This window comes from Pseudomonas sp. Irchel 3H3, assembly GCF_900187635.1.
Taxonomy (GTDB): Bacteria; Pseudomonadota; Gammaproteobacteria; order Pseudomonadales; family Pseudomonadaceae; genus Aquipseudomonas.
The window spans coordinates 1-16,071 of sequence record NZ_FYEC01000052.1; the positions used below are offsets into that span (position 1 = coordinate 1).

Annotated in this window: 9 protein-coding genes, 1 rRNA gene and 1 pseudogene; 6 read left to right on the forward strand and 5 right to left on the reverse strand. The window is 61.2% G+C overall.

The window, feature by feature from the left end; translation table 11 throughout:
• On the forward strand, positions 1–5,084 hold a 5,084-nt coding region (locus tag CKW24_RS28600), incomplete at its 5' end, for an immunoglobulin-like domain-containing protein (protein WP_305886489.1).
• Between the two features lie 149 nt (positions 5,085–5,233).
• Positions 5,234–5,572, forward strand: a complete 339-nt coding sequence (locus CKW24_RS27415; protein ID WP_095172001.1) for a tryptophan synthase subunit beta — start codon at positions 5,234–5,236, stop codon at positions 5,570–5,572.
• Between the two features lie 43 nt (positions 5,573–5,615).
• Here CKW24_RS27415 and lapD read toward each other — a convergent pair whose 3' ends face one another.
• Both lapD and lapG read right to left on the reverse strand, forming a co-directional pair.
• Positions 5,616–7,562: a cyclic di-GMP receptor LapD gene (lapD, locus tag CKW24_RS27420; protein WP_095172003.1), complete on the reverse strand. Its 1,947-nt coding sequence runs from the start codon at positions 7,560–7,562 to the stop codon at positions 5,616–5,618.
• A gap of 14 nt (positions 7,563–7,576) precedes the next feature.
• Positions 7,577–8,269 carry a cysteine protease LapG gene (gene lapG, locus CKW24_RS27425; protein ID WP_095172004.1) on the reverse strand — a complete coding sequence of 231 codons (693 nt, stop codon included), beginning with the start codon at positions 8,267–8,269 and terminating at the stop codon, positions 7,577–7,579.
• Positions 8,270–8,540: 271 nt separating this feature from the next.
• On the opposite strand from lapG, the gene CKW24_RS27430 reads away from it, so the two are divergent.
• Entirely contained in the window at positions 8,541–9,251 is a 711-nt protein-coding gene (locus CKW24_RS27430) for a GntR family transcriptional regulator (protein WP_095172006.1), read from the forward strand.
• A 78-nt stretch (positions 9,252–9,329) separates the two neighbouring features.
• On the opposite strand, the gene CKW24_RS28765 is transcribed toward CKW24_RS27430, so the two are convergent.
• Positions 9,330–10,115 carry a methyl-accepting chemotaxis protein gene (locus CKW24_RS28765; RefSeq protein ID WP_371917616.1) on the reverse strand — a complete coding sequence of 262 codons (786 nt, stop codon included), beginning with the start codon at positions 10,113–10,115 and terminating at the stop codon, positions 9,330–9,332.
• 69 nt (positions 10,116–10,184) lie between these two features.
• Positions 10,185–11,276: pseudogene (locus CKW24_RS28770) on the reverse strand (cache domain-containing protein); the annotation flags it as partial.
• A 245-nt stretch (positions 11,277–11,521) separates the two neighbouring features.
• Between CKW24_RS28770 and CKW24_RS27440 the strand changes: the two are divergent.
• The 3 genes from CKW24_RS27440 to CKW24_RS27450 all read left to right on the forward strand — a co-directional run bounded on the left by CKW24_RS27440 (position 11,522) and on the right by CKW24_RS27450 (position 15,621).
• Entirely contained in the window at positions 11,522–12,034 is a 513-nt protein-coding gene (locus CKW24_RS27440) for a sigma-70 family RNA polymerase sigma factor (protein ID WP_095172010.1), read from the forward strand.
• The gene (locus CKW24_RS27445; protein ID WP_371917615.1) at positions 12,027–13,025 is read left to right on the forward strand and encodes a FecR domain-containing protein; all 999 of its coding nucleotides are present in this window, start codon (positions 12,027–12,029) and stop codon (positions 13,023–13,025) included. The genes CKW24_RS27440 and CKW24_RS27445 overlap by 8 nt, the downstream gene beginning before the upstream one ends.
• Positions 13,026–13,107: 82 nt before the next feature.
• Entirely contained in the window at positions 13,108–15,621 is a 2,514-nt protein-coding gene (locus CKW24_RS27450) for a TonB-dependent siderophore receptor (RefSeq protein ID WP_095172013.1), read from the forward strand.
• 149 nt (positions 15,622–15,770) lie between these two features.
• On the opposite strand, the gene rrf is transcribed toward CKW24_RS27450, so the two are convergent.
• Positions 15,771–15,886, reverse strand: a 5S ribosomal RNA gene (rrf, locus tag CKW24_RS27455).
• Positions 15,887–16,071 lie beyond the last annotated feature (185 nt).

Here is a 16,071-nt window from a genome sequence, read left to right on the forward strand (position 1 = left end):
GCAACGGCGCGACCGTGGTGATCAAGGCCGGCACCACCAGCGTGCCGTACGAGCTGAAAGCCCAAGGCGACGACGTCTACAAAGACGGCGAAACCATCAAACTGAGCGTCACTGACGCAACGGTTCCGGGCAAGTCGTTCGAGAACCTGGTGCTGGGCGACGAAGCTGTGGTCAAGGTTGGCGACACCCTCACTGAGGTGAAGGCCACCCTGACTGTGGATAAATCCACCGTCGCCGAAGGTGGTGAAGTCACTTACACCGTGACCCTGACCAACGCTGCCGGCATGCCAATGGCCAGCCACGGCGAGTTGACCTTCAAACTCACCGACGGCACCGAGATCAAGATCCCGGCTAACGGCACCAGTGGCACTGCCGTGGTCACCGCCAAAGACAACATCTTCACCGGCGGTCAGGACGCGATCGTCAATAAACTCGAGACCGTCTCCTCGAACAACTTCGAGAAGCTGACCCTCGGCAAAGACCAATACACCACTACCGTCACCGACGAGCCATCGGGCCAAGGCGACAAAATCACCGTCACCATCGAAAGCAACGGCGACGTGCTGGAAAACGCTGCACCGAAGTTCACGGTGAAAGTCGATCAGGAGCTAAAACAAGACCTGACCGTCACCCTGAGCAACGGCGCGACCGTGGTGATCAAGGCCGGCACTACCAGCGTGCCATACGAACTGAAAGCCCAAGGCGACGACGTCTACAAAGACGGCGAAACCATCAAGCTGAGCGTCACTGACGCAACGGTTCCAGGTAAATCGTTCGAGAATCTGGTGCTCGGCGACGAAGCTGTGGTCAAGGTGGGTGACACCCTCACCGAGGTGAAAGCCACCCTGACTGTGGATAAATCCACTGTCGCCGAGGGCGGTGAAGTCACCTACACCGTGACCCTGACCAACGCTGCTGGCATGCCGATGGCCAGCCATGGCGAGTTGACCTTCAAACTCACCGACGGCACCGAGATCAAGATCCCGGCTAACGGCACCACCGGCACTGCCGTGGTCACCGCCAAAGACAACATCTTCACTGGTGGCCAGGATGCGATCGTCAACAAACTCGAGTCGGTTTCGGCTAACAACTTCGAGAAGCTGACCCTCGGCAAAGACCAATACACCACTACCGTCACCGACGAGCCATCGGGCCAAGGTGACAAAATCACCGTCACCATCGAAAGCAACGGCGACGTACTGGAAAACGCGGCACCGAAGTTCACCGTCAAAGTCGATCAGGAACTGAAACAAGACCTGACCGTCACCTTGAGCAACGGCGCGACCGTGGTGATCAAAGCCGGCACCACCAGCGTTCCATACGAGCTGAAAGCCCAAGGCGACGACGTCTACAAAGACGGCGAAACCATCAAACTGAGCGTCACTGACGCAACGGTTCCAGGCAAGTCCTTCGAGAACCTGGTGCTCGGCGGCGAAGCCGTGGTGAAAGTCAGCGACACCCTCACCGAAGTGACGGCCACCCTGAGTGTGGATAAAACCACTGTCGCCGAAGGCGGCCAGATCACCTACACCGTGACCCTGACCAACACCGCTGGCCTGCCAATGGCCAGCCACGGTGAGCTGACCTTCAAACTCAGCGACGGCACCACGGTCAAGATCCCGGTCAATGGCACCACGGGCACTGCAGTGGTCTTTGCCAAGGACGACATCTTCACTGGCGGCCAGGCTCCGATCGTCAACAAGCTGGTTTCGGTCACCGGTAACGAGAACTTCGAGAAGCTGACGCTCAAAGACACCACGTTGACCACCACCGTGACGGATGAACCAAGTGGCCAGGGCGACCTGACCACCGTGGGTATCAGTGGTGTGACTTCGGTGATCGAAGGCCAATCGGCGCATTACACGCTGAACCTGAGCAACACCGCCAAGACCGATGTGACGGTGACCTTGAAGTACACTGGCACCGCGATCGATGGTGTGGATTTCAGCGGTGTAGTGACGGTCACGATTCCGGCCAACAGCAACAATGTCGGGTTCGATATCAGCACCCGCGATGACAAGCTGGTCGAAGGTGCCGAGAACTTCGTGATCACTATCGACAAGGCTACCGGTGGTTCCTTCGAAAACCTGGGGATCGATCCGGACAAGTCCAGCGTGATTACCACCATCGTCGACAACGACCACGCACCTGTGACTGTCGGCGGGGCCGTTACCGGTCTCGAAGACACGACCATGACCCTGACCTGGGACAACTTCAAGGTCACCGACGTCGATAACAACAGCCCGTTGAGCATCACCATCACCCAAGTATCGGGCGCTGGCGAGTTGCTGTTCAACGGCGTCAAGGTCACGGTTGGCCAAACCATCAGCCAGGCGGATATCGCCCTCGGCAAACTGACGTTTGTGCCCGCACGCAACGAGTCGGGTGCCGACGGTTATGGCGGCACCGGAGTGGGCAACAAAGCCGCGGATTACGCGCAGATCAAGTTCAAGCCTACCGATGGCTTCAACCTGGGCAATGAAGCGACCTTGAAGGTCGATATCACTCCGCAGGCCGATGCGCCAACACTGAGCATCGCCGGCACCAACGTGAACTCGACCGGCTTGATCAAGGAAACCTGGACCGGCCTGACTGCGCTGAACACCGGCTTCAACGGTGCAGGCAGCGGTGCACCAACCAACACCCTGAAATCGGTGATCGACGCGGCCGGCAAGCCAAACACCAGCACCACCGTCAGCGACGTGCAGGAAGGCAGTGTGACGGCTGGGGTTGCCTCGAAAACCTCCGGCCTGATTTACCTCGAAGCCGGCAAGGTCTACTCCTTCAGCGGTACCGGCGACGACAGCCTGCTGGTGACCATTGGCGGCCAGAACGTGGCCAGCGCCCTGTGGGGCAATGGCGGCACGCTCAACGGTAGCTTCACGCCGACCACCAGCGGTTACTACACCCTGGACATCTACCACCACAACCAGAGCGTCGCGGGCAGCTACGACGTCAACCTCAAGGTGGACAACGGTCCGGTGCTCAACCTGAGTAATGCCGGCGTGCCGATCTACACCGGGGTCAACGACCTGATCAATGCCGGTGTCACGGTTTCCGATCTGCACGGCAGCAACGGTGAGGGTTACTACGACGGTTACAAACTCAACACCGGTCCAGAAGGCGGCACCATCAAGCTGTCGGCCATCACCACCGAACTGACTGACAGGGACGGTTCCGAAAGCCTGAGCGTGAAGATCGGCGGGATTCCGGCGGGCTCCGTGCTCAGCGATGGCGCCGGTCATACCTTCACGGCCACCGCGACCAATGGCGAGGCGATTGTCACCGGCTGGAACCTCGGCACGCTGACCATCACCCCGCCGCCGTACCACAGCACCTCGTTCAACTTGACGGTGACGTCGACGTCCACCGAGCAGTTGGGTGGTTCCGCGCCAAGTACTGCGCAGATCCCGGTGACCCTGTACCCGGCGACGTACAACCCGATCATGGGCACGACCAAGGATGACAACATCCTGGGGACCGACAGCAATGACATCGTCATTGCCGACATCGGTGGCCTGAACGTGGTCCAGGGCAAGAACTACAACATCGCGTTCATGGTCGACACCTCCGGCAGTATGGACACCTCGATCAAGGCAGCGAAGGAGTCGCTGGCCCTGATGTTCAACACCCTCAAGCAAAGCCTGGGTGCGGACTCCTCGGGGACGGTGAACATCTTCCTGACAACCTTCGACAGCACCGTGAGCAAGACGCTGTCGGTCAATCTCAATGACCAGGGCGCGCTGGAGCTGCTGCAGGGCATGGTCAGGTCGATGCAGTCGGGCGGCGGCACCAACTACGAGGACGTCTTCAAGACCACGGCCAACTGGTTCCAGAGCGATCAGGCCACGGGCAACAAAGGCGCCACCAACCTGACGTACTTCATCACCGACGGTCAGCCCAACTACTACCAGAGTGGCGAGCAGACCAACCCGGTGGTAGCGGACTTCTACTACAGCACCACCAAAAACGACGGCAAGCTGGACGACTACTTGAACGTCAACAACTACAAACTGGGCGATACCGCGTATATCACCCTGGGCGGTGTGAGCCGCCAGTTGATCAACAGTAACGGCCAGGTCCTCAAATGGACGGAATACGAGCCGGGCAAGTGGTACAACTCCAATATCCTCGGCACGATCCGTGCGCAGGGTGACGGTACGTATGAGATCTCCTACACCGATGACAGGAATGGCACGACCAGCAACTCCAACAGCAGCTTCCTGTTGCTCAGTGGCCTGTCGCAGGTCGAGGCGATCGGCCTGAACAAGACCATCAAGCCGGCCGACCTGATTCCGTACGACACCGATGACAAGCCGCAAACCAACATCGATCCGAAGGACTTGGCCAATGCCATCCTCGGCCATTCCGAGGCGACCCTGCCGGGTGCCGACAAGGTCGATGGCGGTGATGGCAACGACATCATCTTCGGCGACCTGGTGAGCTTCAACGGCATTGCCGGCGAGGGTTACCAGGCCATGCAGGCCTTCGTTGGCCAGCAAACCGGGGTGGACGTCAGCAAGGTCACTGCCAGCAATGTGCACCAGTACGTCACCGAGCACTACAACGCGTTCGATGTGTCCGGGGCGCATGACGGTATCGATAACCTGCTGGGCGGTGCCGGCAACGACATCATCTTCGGCCAGGGCGGCGACGATGTGCTCGACGGCGGCAAGGGCAATGACATCCTGCTGGGTGGTACCGGCAAGGACACGCTGCTGGGCGGTTCGGGCAATGACATCCTGATCGGCGGCTCGGGTGCCGACACCTTCGTCTGGAAGTCAGGTGATACCGGCAATGACGTGATCAAGGACTTCAAGGCCAGCGAAGGTGACCGCATCGATCTGCGTGACCTGTTGCAGGGCGAGAGCGCCAGCACCATCGACAACTTCCTGAAAATCACCACGGTTGAAGGGGTATCGACGTTGCAGGTCAGTTCCGAAGGCAAGCTCAATGCCGCAGGTGGCATCGCCAACGCCGACGTGACGATCAAACTGGAAGGCAACAACTGGTCCGGTCAGAGCGTCAACTCGCTGGTGGTCGGCCTCGACCCAACCATCAAGATCGACCACAACAACAGTTGACCGGGTACCTGCCGACCGCCCACACGGGAGGTCGGCAGGCTTGTTCGAGTGACCGCCGGGGTGACGACTTGAGCGTTGCCCCGCATACTCACCTGCGTTGGCCTATGCTGCTGACAGCACGACGCTGGTTCATTCATGAGGGATTGTCGATGTTCTACGTGCAACGTGATGCACAGGGCCTGCTGGTGCGCGTAGAGGCTGCGCCCTACGCCGAGGCAACGGAAACGCTGCCCGCCGACCACCACGAGATCCAGGCCTGGTACGCCAACGAGGTGGTGGAAACCAGCCTCAAACAGCTTAAACAGAGTGACCTGGAGATGATCCGGGTACTCGACGACCTGATTCAGGTGCTGACCAGCAAAGGGGTGATTCGCGTCACCGACCTGCCGCCGGCCGCACAAGCCAAGCTGATGGACCGGACCCAGGCACGTGAAGCGCTGGGTGGGTTGAGCCATCTGATCAACGAAGATGAAAGCGGGCTGATCTGAGCCCCGGAGCGCACCCGGTCGACGGGTACGCTCATCCTCATTGTTACTGCCAGGGTTTCGGTTCGCCGAACAACTGGCCCTGCACCCCGTACAGACCCATCTCGCGAATCACCCGCAACTCCCCTTCGGTCTCCACCCGCTCGGCAATCAGCGGCAGGTCGATGCTGTGGGCGGCTCGCTGGATGGCTTCGATGAACAGGCGCTTGTCACTTTCCTGATCGATGGCGCGGATGTAGCTGCCATCGATTTTCAAGTAGGCCAGGCCCAGGCGCGACAGATTGCCGATCATGCTGAACCGTCCGCCGAAACGCTGCAGGCTAAGGGAGAACCCCAGCTCGCGCAGACGCTGGGTCAGTTGTTCGAGCACGGCTTGGTCAGGGAGTTGCTCCTCACCGATTTCCAGGGTCAGGCGTGGCCCCAGGTCCGAATGCTGGCGCAGGATCTCGAAGACCTTGTTCAGCGCCTGCGGATCGGCCAGGGTCGCGGCGGACAGATTGAGCGCCAGCGATTGCTGATGGCTGGCCATCTGCGTCAACACGCCCTCGAGCATCAGGCGGTCAAGCCGCGACATCCAGCCAAATCGCTCCAGCCACGGCAGAAAACGCCCGGCGGGAATGGTCTGGCCCTGCTCGTCGAGCAGGCGCGACAAGACTTTGTAATGCAGCACCAGGTCGGTGTCCTGGCTGGCCACCACCGGCTGGAAGTACAGCTGGAAGCGCTGTTGCTCGAGTGCCTGGTCCAGCAGCCGGTGCCAGGCATGATGGTCTTCGCCAACGGTCGCGGCCACGTTGTGCTCCAGGCACGCCCAGTTCGACTCGCCCTCGCCTTCCGCTTGCAACAGTGCCTGGTCGGCCAGGCTCAACACCGCCTGCGGCGTGTCGCCGTGGACGAACGGCGCCAGGCCGATCGCCGCCACCGTTGGTACGTCAGTCGCGCCGGTGGCATGCAGGCTGGCCAACGCACTGTCCAGGCTCTGTGCCAGTTGCTGCGCCTCTTCGCGGACCAGTCCTGGCGCCAGCACTGCAAATTCGCCGCCACGGATCCGGGTGACCAGGTTCTGGGTTTCCGGGTACCGCGCACACTCACGCGATAGCTGTTGGCCGACGGCCTGCAGCAACTGGTCGGTACGTTGCCCGCCCAGGCGCTGGTTGAGGCCCGCCAGGTCCTTGACCCGCAGCAGCAACAGATAACCGGTGCTCGCCTGTTCGGCATTGCTCACCCGGGCATTCAACTGCATCTCGAAATAGCGCCGGTTGGCCAAGCCCGTGAGGGTGTCCTGATAGGATTGCGCGCGCAGTTTCTCGCTGCGCTCGGCCTGCTCCTGGAACAGCGCCTTGAGCTTTTCGACCATCTGGTTCATCGCCTGCACCACACGCCGCAACTCAGGTGTGCGCGGCAGCTCCGGCAGGCTGAGGAACTCGCGCCGGGCAATCGCATGGGACTGCTTGACCATGTAGTCCAGCGGCTTGAGCTGGCGGCGCAGCAACAACGCCCCCAACACCGCGCTGACCGCGCCACACACCAGCAACCAGCCAAGGCTGCCCAGGGCGCTCTGCCAGAGCTTGGCCACGGCGAACATCGGATGGCTGATTACCTCGACCCTGGCCGCCTGTTCCCAGCCGCGGCTGACCAAGGCATCACCACCGGCTGGCTCCAGGCCGATCAGGTTGACGAACCACTGCGGTACCTTGCTCACGTCGGGTGTACCGCTGCGCTCGACAATGGCGCTGTCGGTCTTGAGGTCCACCACACGAATGCTCGCGTAATAACCGCTGTCGAAGATCGAGCTGACCAGCAGCTCGACCATCGCCGGGTCGTCGATGTTCGGGGTCAGCGACAACGCCAGCGCCGTGGCCGCGTCCTGGGCGTGGGAGCGCAGTTGATTGACGTACTGGGTCCGCGAACTTTCCAGGCTGACCATGAAGCTGCCGGTGAAGGCGACCACCAGGAACAGGCAGATAGCAAGCAACAACTGTTTGAACAATGACATCTGAACGCGTGCTCCTAGTGGGTCGTCTCGGCCGGAAATCCCTCGGCCTGCATTTTTTTCAACACATCCTGCCAACGGGACAGGCGCTTGGTATCGCCGACTTTCTGGTTACCCTTGGCACCCGGTAGCCACAAGCCCTGCGCATTGAAGGAGTAGACCGGCAACAGGTCGGTACGCTGGCTGGCGGGCGCAATGGCGTCGACCAGGCTGTCGAGCACCAATGGCATCGCGTCCGGGCTGGCATAGTAGGTCAAGACCATGTGCGCGCGGTTCTGGCGCAGGGCCTTGACGTAGGTGATACGCAACTTGTCGCTGGAAACCCCGAGATGGCGCAGGCTGAAGTATTTGGCGATCGCATAGTCTTCGCAATCTCCGGCGCCCTTCCATAAGCCTTCGACGGGTGTTTCCCAATAATCGACCTGACGCCACAGGTCGATGTCTTCCACGTAACGCATCTGCTTGTTGAAGAACAGATTGACCACTTTGAGCTGCTCGAGCTCCGGCACTTGCTGCTGTGTGGCCAGCAGGTGCTGCCAGGCATCGATCCGCTGCTTGCCCTCGCCTAGCGGCCCGTACAAGGCCTCTGCCCGCCGACTGATCAGCGAGAAGTCCCAATCGGCCTGCAGGGCACCGAGCATGACACTGCCGATCAGCAGTGCCGAGCACAGCCAACGCCAGGTCAAAGTGAGTGCGCAACGTGCCAGCAATGCAGTGATTCCGGGAGGGCGGTGGGGAAATCGATGATGGTGCAGCCTGGATCGGTAAAAGACAATGGCACGATGCAATCACTGCGCGCAGGCTAAACTTGAAGGACCGACCAAGATCACAGCGCCGCGTTTGCCATCCGCTCATCCGGCACCTATGCCTGTGGCGTTAAACGCTCGAAAAAGGCATTGTCTCGCCCGTTTGACAAGCTGGCACCCAGTCACTAGTGTGCATTGGATCCAATATTTACTTCTACTGTCGGAGGGCATTGTCGTGGCACAGAAGCCCAACCCACTCAGCACCATTACCGTCAGCGGCCCTATCCCCGCTCACCTGGCTCGTGCGGTGATCGAAGAGACCCTGCGCTCGGCGATTCTCGACGGGCGCCTGCCCTGCGGCACCGCACTGCGCCAGCAAGACCTGGCCGACCTGTTCGGCGTCAGCCGCATGCCGGTACGCGAAGCGCTGCGCCAGCTCGAAGCGCAATCGCTGCTGCATGTCGTCGCCCACAAAGGCGCGGTCGTGGCGCCTCTGATCGAAGGTGATGCCGCCGAGACTTATGCGCTGCGCATCCTGCTGGAGTGCGAGGCCCTGCGCTTGTCGATTCCGCTGCTCGATGAAGCGGATTTCGCCGAGGCAGCGAGCCACATCGACCACCTGGAAACCGAGACCGATTACGCCGAAATCGGCCGGCTCAATCGCCTGTTCCATATGGCCCTGTACCGCAAGGCGCCCAACCGTCGGTTGCTGACCCTGATCGAAAACGGCTTGTGGGAAGAAGAACGCTTCCTGCGCTTCAACCTGGGGTCCATGGGGCTGGGCAAACTCACCCAGGAAGATCACCGCGAACTGCTGCGCATCGCCCAAGCCGGGGACATTGCCCTGGGCGTGGCCAAACTGACGCACCACCTCAATCGCGCGGTGGACGTCATCACCCGCTATCTGAACAGCGTCGAGTCCCAGGGCAAGACCTCAGCGAACTGATACTCGCAGGTGCACAGGCGAAAAAAAACGCGATGAGCCCAGCCGGGCTCATCGCGTTTTTGCCAGTGCTACGAGGCTTCAGATCTTGAAGCTGTCCACCAGTTGCTTCAGGCGATTGGCCTGCAGCGACAGGGCATCGCAATCCTTCAAGGTTTCATTGAGGTTGGCCACACCTTGCTGGTTCAGCAGGTTGATCTGGTTGATGTCGACGTTGAGGGTCTCCACCACGGCGGTCTGCTCTTCCGTCGCGGCTGCCACCGACTGGTTCATGCCGTCGATCTCGGTGATGCGCTGGGTCACGCTGACCAGTCGCGCACCCGCCTGATTCGCCACTTCGACACTTTCTTCGCTGGAGAGCTGGCTGGCGTTCATGGTCGATACCGCCTCACGCGAGCCGACTTGCAGCGAGGTGATCATCTTGTGGATTTCTTCGGCCGACTCCTGGGTGCGGTGAGCCAGGTTGCGCACTTCGTCCGCCACCACGGCAAACCCGCGCCCGGCTTCACCGGCACGCGCCGCTTCGATTGCGGCGTTGAGCGCCAGCAGGTTGGTCTGCTGGGAGATGCCTTTGATCACATCGAGAATGTGCCCGATGTTGTCGGTGCTGGCGTTGAGGGTTTCGATCTGGGTGCAGGACAGACTGATTTTCTGCGACAGCTCGGTCATCGCCAGAATGGTCTGCTCCACCACTTGGCGCCCGTCGTCGGCCTGCTCGCTGGCGCCGCTGGCGTGTTGCGAAGCGTCCGCCGCGTTGCGGGCGATTTCCTGGGTCGCTGCGCCCAGTTCATTGATGGCCGCGGCGACGCTGTTGGTGCGTGCACTTTGCTCATCGGAACCGACGATCGAGGCATTGGAGGACGCCATCACTCGTTGCGACAAGTCGTGCACCTGGCGGGTGGCCGACGAAACTTCGCTGATGGAGGCATGAATGCGCTCCACGAACTGGTTGAAGGCCCCGCCCAGTTCACCGAATTCATCCTTGCTTTCCACGGCCAGGCGGCGAGTCAGGTCGCCCTCACCCTGGGCGATGTCCTGCATGGCGCGGCCCATGGTGGTCAGTGGGCGCATCAGCACTTGGATCAACAGGCTCAGCAGCACGGCAATGGCGGTCACGGCGACGAACATGGCGATCAAGGCCGAGGTGCGGAACTTGCCCAGGGCGGCGTAGGCCTTGTCCCGGTCGATCGACAGGCCTATGTACCACTGCGCATTCGGCAGACCGTTGACCGGGGTAAAGGACAGGATGCGTTCCTGCTGGTTGAGCAGCACGTCCTGGTTGCCCGCACCGACACGCACGTTAGCGCCTGGGTAGATGTCCTTGAGGTTTTTCATCACCTGGTCTTTGTCCGGGCTGACGATTACCTGGCCGTCGGCGCTGACCAGGAACGCATGGCCGATGCCGCCGAAGTCCACCGAGTTGATGATGTTGACCAGGGTCGCCAGGCTCAAGTCGCCGCCCACCACACCCAGCAGTTCGCCATGCTTCTTGACCGGCATGGCGATGGTCACCACCAGCCCGCCGACTGCAGCCATGTAGGGCGGGGTCAGCATGGTTTGGTCAGCCGCGACCGCCTGCTTGTACCAGGGGCGCTGGCGCGGGTCGTAGCCCTCGGGCATTTTCGCGTCAGGGCGCTGGGTAAACACTCCGTTTGCCTGGCCGACGTAGGTGAACTGGAAGTTCGAGGTGAAGGCCGGCTGGTCGACCAGGCCTGGGAAGTCGGCGTTGGCGCCCTGGTGCGCGACGTTCTGCGCCAGGTTCTCCAGGACCAGGATCCGCCCACTGAGCCAGTTCTGCACGCTACTGGCGGTCAGGGCCCCTGCTTGCTGGACCGAGGTGTCGAGGTTTTGCTGGATGGTGTTGCGCTGCAGGTAGTCGTTATACAAAGTGAACAAGGCGAACGCCAGGACCACGACGCCCGAAGCGGCCAACAGGATTTTATGGCTGAACTTGAGATTCATGTCAGGGGACTTCTCATGCGAAAGAGTAGGGATGCGTTCCGGGTGCAACATTCCATGTGACGCCATAGGCCGCTCTGTGGCCGCTCTACTTTGGTGCACGCATGTCTCCCCCACTCTTTCGGCACCAAGTCGGGAAAACTTAGGCTTTTGTGCAGAACCCGGGACAATCTCTGCAAAAACCCGGTGAATGGCGGGCTAGAGCACTTTCATTGAGGTTTATCGAGGGCGTGAAGCGGCGGCAGTTGCAAAAATCACAGGCCTTGATGACAATGCGACTAATTATCATTTGTGACGTCCAGGCTGTCGCGTTCATGCCCTCTCCTGAGTCAGCGGTACAGGTGCTCTACAGCAACCACCATGGTTGGCTCAATACGTGGCTGCGCAGCCGCCTGGGCAATGCCGCCGATGCGGCGGATCTGGCCCAGGACACGTTCGTGCGCCTGTTGCAGCGGACCGAGCGACTCGAACTCAAGGCCCCCCGCGCCTTCTTGCGGACCATTGCCCGTGGCCTGGTGATCGATCACTGGCGCCGTGCGGAGATCGAGCGCGCCTACCTGGAAAGCATCGCCCACCTGCCCGAAGCCGAAGCGCCGAGTGCCGAAGCGCGGGCCTTGGTGCTCGAGTTGCTGGAGCGCATAACGCGGATGCTCGAAGGCCTCAAGCCGAAGGTGCGCAAGGCGTTTGTGTTGGCCCAGTGCGAGGGACTGCCCCATAAGCAGATCGCCGAGCAGATGGGGTTGTCCTTGCGGTCGGTGGAGCGGTACGTCGCCGATGCGCTCTATCACTGCTACGTGCTGCGTTATGAGGGCCAGGCGGGTGAGTAATCTGCGCGCCCACGGCGAACCCCACCAGCAGGTGGTCAAGCAGGCCATCAGTTGGCTGCTGCGCCTGCGCAATAACGCCAGCAACCCCAAGCTCCAGGCGCAATGTGAGCGGTGGCGCACGGCACACCCGGAACACGAACTGGCCTGGCAGCGGGTGCAGTCGCTGCAACAAGAGTTGAGCGCCAACCTGCGGGCGGTGCCGGGTGCCCAGGTCGCGCTGCACACCCTGGAACAGAGTGCGCAACGCCTGGACCGTCGCCAGGCCCTGAAGCTGCTTGGCGGCGCGCTGTTGCTGGGCTCTGCCGCGTGGCTCGGTCGGGAGCAGATGGGCGGGTTGCAGTGGAACGCCGATTTCGCCACCGCCACGGGCGAGCGCCGCGGCTTCCAGTTGCCAGACGGCACTCGCCTGCGCCTGAACACCGACAGCGCCGCCAACCTGGATTTCACCGCCGGGCAACGCCTGATCAAGCTGGCACGTGGCGAAATCATGGTGACCTGCGGCAGCAGCCTGACGCCGACCCCGGGCCAGCCGTTGCGGGTGCAAAGCGAGCACGGTCTATTCGAGGCGAGCACGGCACGGTTTGTCGTGCGCCAGGAGCGCGACTGCACCCGGCTCAGCGTCACCAGTGGCAGTGTCGCAGTGCTTGCACCGCAGGCGACGGACGGGGCGCCGATGCGGGTCCAGGCAGGGCAAAGCTACCTGATCACCCCTGCCCTGGCGGCGCCTGCCCCGCCTCTGGCGATGGACCCCGGTGCCTGGGTGGATGGCTTGATCGTCACGCGCAACATGCGCCTGGCGGATTTCCTCAAGGAAGTGAGCCGCTACCGCCGTGGGCATCTTGCCTGCGCCTCGCAGATCGCCGACTTGCGTCTGTCTGGGGTGTTCCGCCTGGAGGATACCGACAAGCTGCTGGCCATCGTGGCGCAGACGCTCCCCGTGCAGGTGCGCTATCGCACACGCTGGTGGGTGACCGTGGAGCGCCAGGTGTGATTTTTGGCGGGTTTTCCAGCGTAGTCCGGCTTAGACAGTAAGCACTTCAATCTGCCTTGAGCGACTCCCACGGAAACCCATGATGACTGTTCGCACCCACCTTTCCCTGCCCTGCCCCTGCGCCCCAGACTCACCGTCCGCCAGCTTGCTGCGCCAAGCCATCCGCGCCGCGCTGTTCTCCACCGCACTGGGGGTGAGCGCACTGCCGTTGCTCGCCCATGGCGCGGATGCCAGCGTGGCCAGTGCCAGCCGTAGCTATGACATCGCCGCCGGCCCCTTGAGCGATGTGCTGAATCAGTTCGCGCGCCAGGCCGGCATCACCCTGTCGACCACTCCCGAACTCACCCAGGGCCGGCAATCGCCTGGGGTGCAGGGCGACTACTCGGCAGATCAGGCCTTGAGCCACGTGCTCAACGGTTCGGGCCTACAGGCGGTCAGCCAGGACGGCAGCAGTTACGTCCTGCGGCCGCAAGCCGAAGGCGCAGCACTGAATCTGCCGACCACCGACATCAAGGGTTTTGCCCTGGGTAACGCACTGGGCAGCATGGAAGGCTACAACGCCACTCACAGTCAGGTCGCCACCAAGACCAGCACTGCCCTGCTGGAAACCTCGCAAAGCGTGTCGGTGGTCACTCGCCAGCAAATGGACGACCAGGGCGCGCAAACCGTTTCCCAGACCATGCGCTACACCCCGGGCGTGCTGACCAACCCCTATGGCGCCACCCATCGCTACGACTACGTGGCCATGCGCGGCTTCAACGATGGCTCGGTGGACAACATCTACCTCGATGGCTTGAAGTCCATGGGGGACAGCGGCACTTACAGCAGCATGCAGATCGACCCGTACTTCCTGGAGCGCGTGGACATCCTCAAGGGACCTTCCTCGGTACTCTATGGGCGCAGTTCGCCCGGTGGCCTGGTGGCGCTTACCAGCAAGAAGCCCCTATACGAGGCCTATCATCAGGTTCAAGCCACGGTCGGCACGCAGGGCCAACAAGGTATGGGTTTTGACTTCAGCGGCCCTGTAGACGACGACAAGCGCATTGCCTATCGCCTGACCGGCCTTGCCGACAAATCCGACACGCAATTCGATCACAACAAGGAAAAGCGCTTCGCCCTGGCACCGACCTTGAGCATCGACTTCACCGACGACACCTCACTGACCCTGCAGGCCTACCTGCAGCACGATCCCGATGGCGGCTATCACAGCGGTATGCCGGCCGATGGCGCACTGCATCAGCGCAATGGCCAGCGCATCTCGGAGCACTTCTTTGAAGGCGAACCGGGAGTCGATGGCTACCAGCGCGACCAGCAGTCTTTCGGCTACCAGTTCGAACACCGCTTCAATGATGTTTTCACCGCGCGGCAGAACTTCCGTTACCTGGACTCCAAGGTCAAACTCGACCAGATCTATGGGTATGGCTGGACCACCCCCACCAGCAATGAGCTGAACCGCTACTACACCGGTGGCGATGAGAAGCTGCATTCGTTCATCATCGATAACATGCTCCAGGCCGAGTTCCTCACCGGCGACAGCAAGCACACGGTATTGATGGGCGCTGACTACCAGCGGCGCAAGACTGTGGTCGACTGGACCAGTGGTTCGGTGGCGCCGATCAATGCCTTCGACCCGGTGTACGGCAACGCCGAGATCACCTACTACGATCCATTGAGCTACCTGCGTCGCCTGGAGCAGACCGGCGTTTACCTGCAGGACCTGATCGAGATGGACCAGTGGCGGTTCTCCCTGGGCCTGCGTCAGGACTGGGTAGAAACCTCGGAAGAAAACCGCCTGGCCGAGTTCAATCGCCCGGAAGGCACCGAGGTCAACGACAAACGCACCAAGCTGACCGGACGCGCCGGGGCGCTGTATCTGTTTGATAACGGCATTGCGCCGTACATCAGCTACTCCGAGTCGTTCAATCCGAACTCCTACGCAGACAGTGCGGGCAACCCCTTGGCACCGACCGATGGCACCCAATGGGAAGTGGGCTTGAAGTACCAGCCACCCGGGACGGACAACCTGTTCACTGCATCGCTGTTCCGCATTGACCAGGAGAACCTGGCGACCAAGCTGCCCCAGGAAAACTTCTATCGTGCAGTCGGGGCCGTTCGCTCCCAGGGCCTGGAGCTGGAAGCACACACCCAGGTGACCGACAACCTGAAAGTGCTCGGCAGCTACACCTTTACCGACATCGAGTACTCCAAATCGATGATCAGCACCCTGAGCACCGACACCGATGTGATCGAAAACAAGGGCAACTCGCCGACTCAGGCACCACGCCATATGGCCTCGCTGTGGGCGGACTACCTGTTCGATAGCGCAGCACTCGATGGCCTGCGCCTGGGCGGTGGCGTGCGATATGTCGGCTACAGTTGGGCGGATGCCGAGAACACCATGAAGGTGCCTGCGTACACGCTGTTTGATGCTTCGATCGGCTACGACCTGGGCAAGGTGGGCCTGAAGGGGGTCGATGTGCGCCTGAATGCCAACAACCTGACTGACGAATCCTACATTGCGTCCTGTGCCAGCCTGAGCTTCTGCTACATGGGCGAGGAACGTAACGTGGCGGCCACGGTGAGCTACCAGTTCTAACTGCGGGTCATTCCAACAAAGCCAGCGCCTGGGCTCAGCCGCTGGCTTTGTTGTCTCTGCAGCAAGCTATGGGGCCCTGCAGAGGCTTTGGTTACCCCTGAAACGACAAAACCCCTGTCTGCAATGCAGACAGGGGTTTCGGAATTCAATCTTGACGATGACCTACTCTCACATGGGGAAACCCCACACTACCATCGGCGATGCATCGTTTCACTGCTGAGTTCGGGATGGGATCAGGTGGTTCCAATGCTCTATGGTCGTCAAGAAATTCTGTGTACCGGTCCGTTGCGCTAGCAACGTGCCGATGAAATTCATGGACTTCTACAAAAACAAAACCCCTACCTGCATACGCAGATAGGGGTTTCGGAATTTAATCTTGACGATGACCTACTCTCACATGGGGAAACCCCACACTACCATCGGCGATGCATCGTTTCACTGCTGAGTTCG

What these genes read in the sequence shown, in the direction of transcription:
- CKW24_RS27450 (WP_095172013.1), top strand. Translation starts at nt 13,108, where the DNA reads ATGACTGTTCGCACCCACCTTTCCCTGCCCTGCCCCTGCGCCCCAGAC.
- CKW24_RS28765 (WP_371917616.1), bottom strand. Translation starts at nt 10,115, where the DNA reads ATGGCGTCCTCCAATGCCTCGATCGTCGGTTCCGATGAGCAAAGTGCA.
- CKW24_RS27415 (WP_095172001.1), top strand. Translation starts at nt 5,234, where the DNA reads ATGTTCTACGTGCAACGTGATGCACAGGGCCTGCTGGTGCGCGTAGAG.
- CKW24_RS27440 (WP_095172010.1), top strand. Translation starts at nt 11,522, where the DNA reads ATGCCCTCTCCTGAGTCAGCGGTACAGGTGCTCTACAGCAACCACCAT.
- lapD (WP_095172003.1), bottom strand. Translation starts at nt 7,562, where the DNA reads ATGTCATTGTTCAAACAGTTGTTGCTTGCTATCTGCCTGTTCCTGGTG.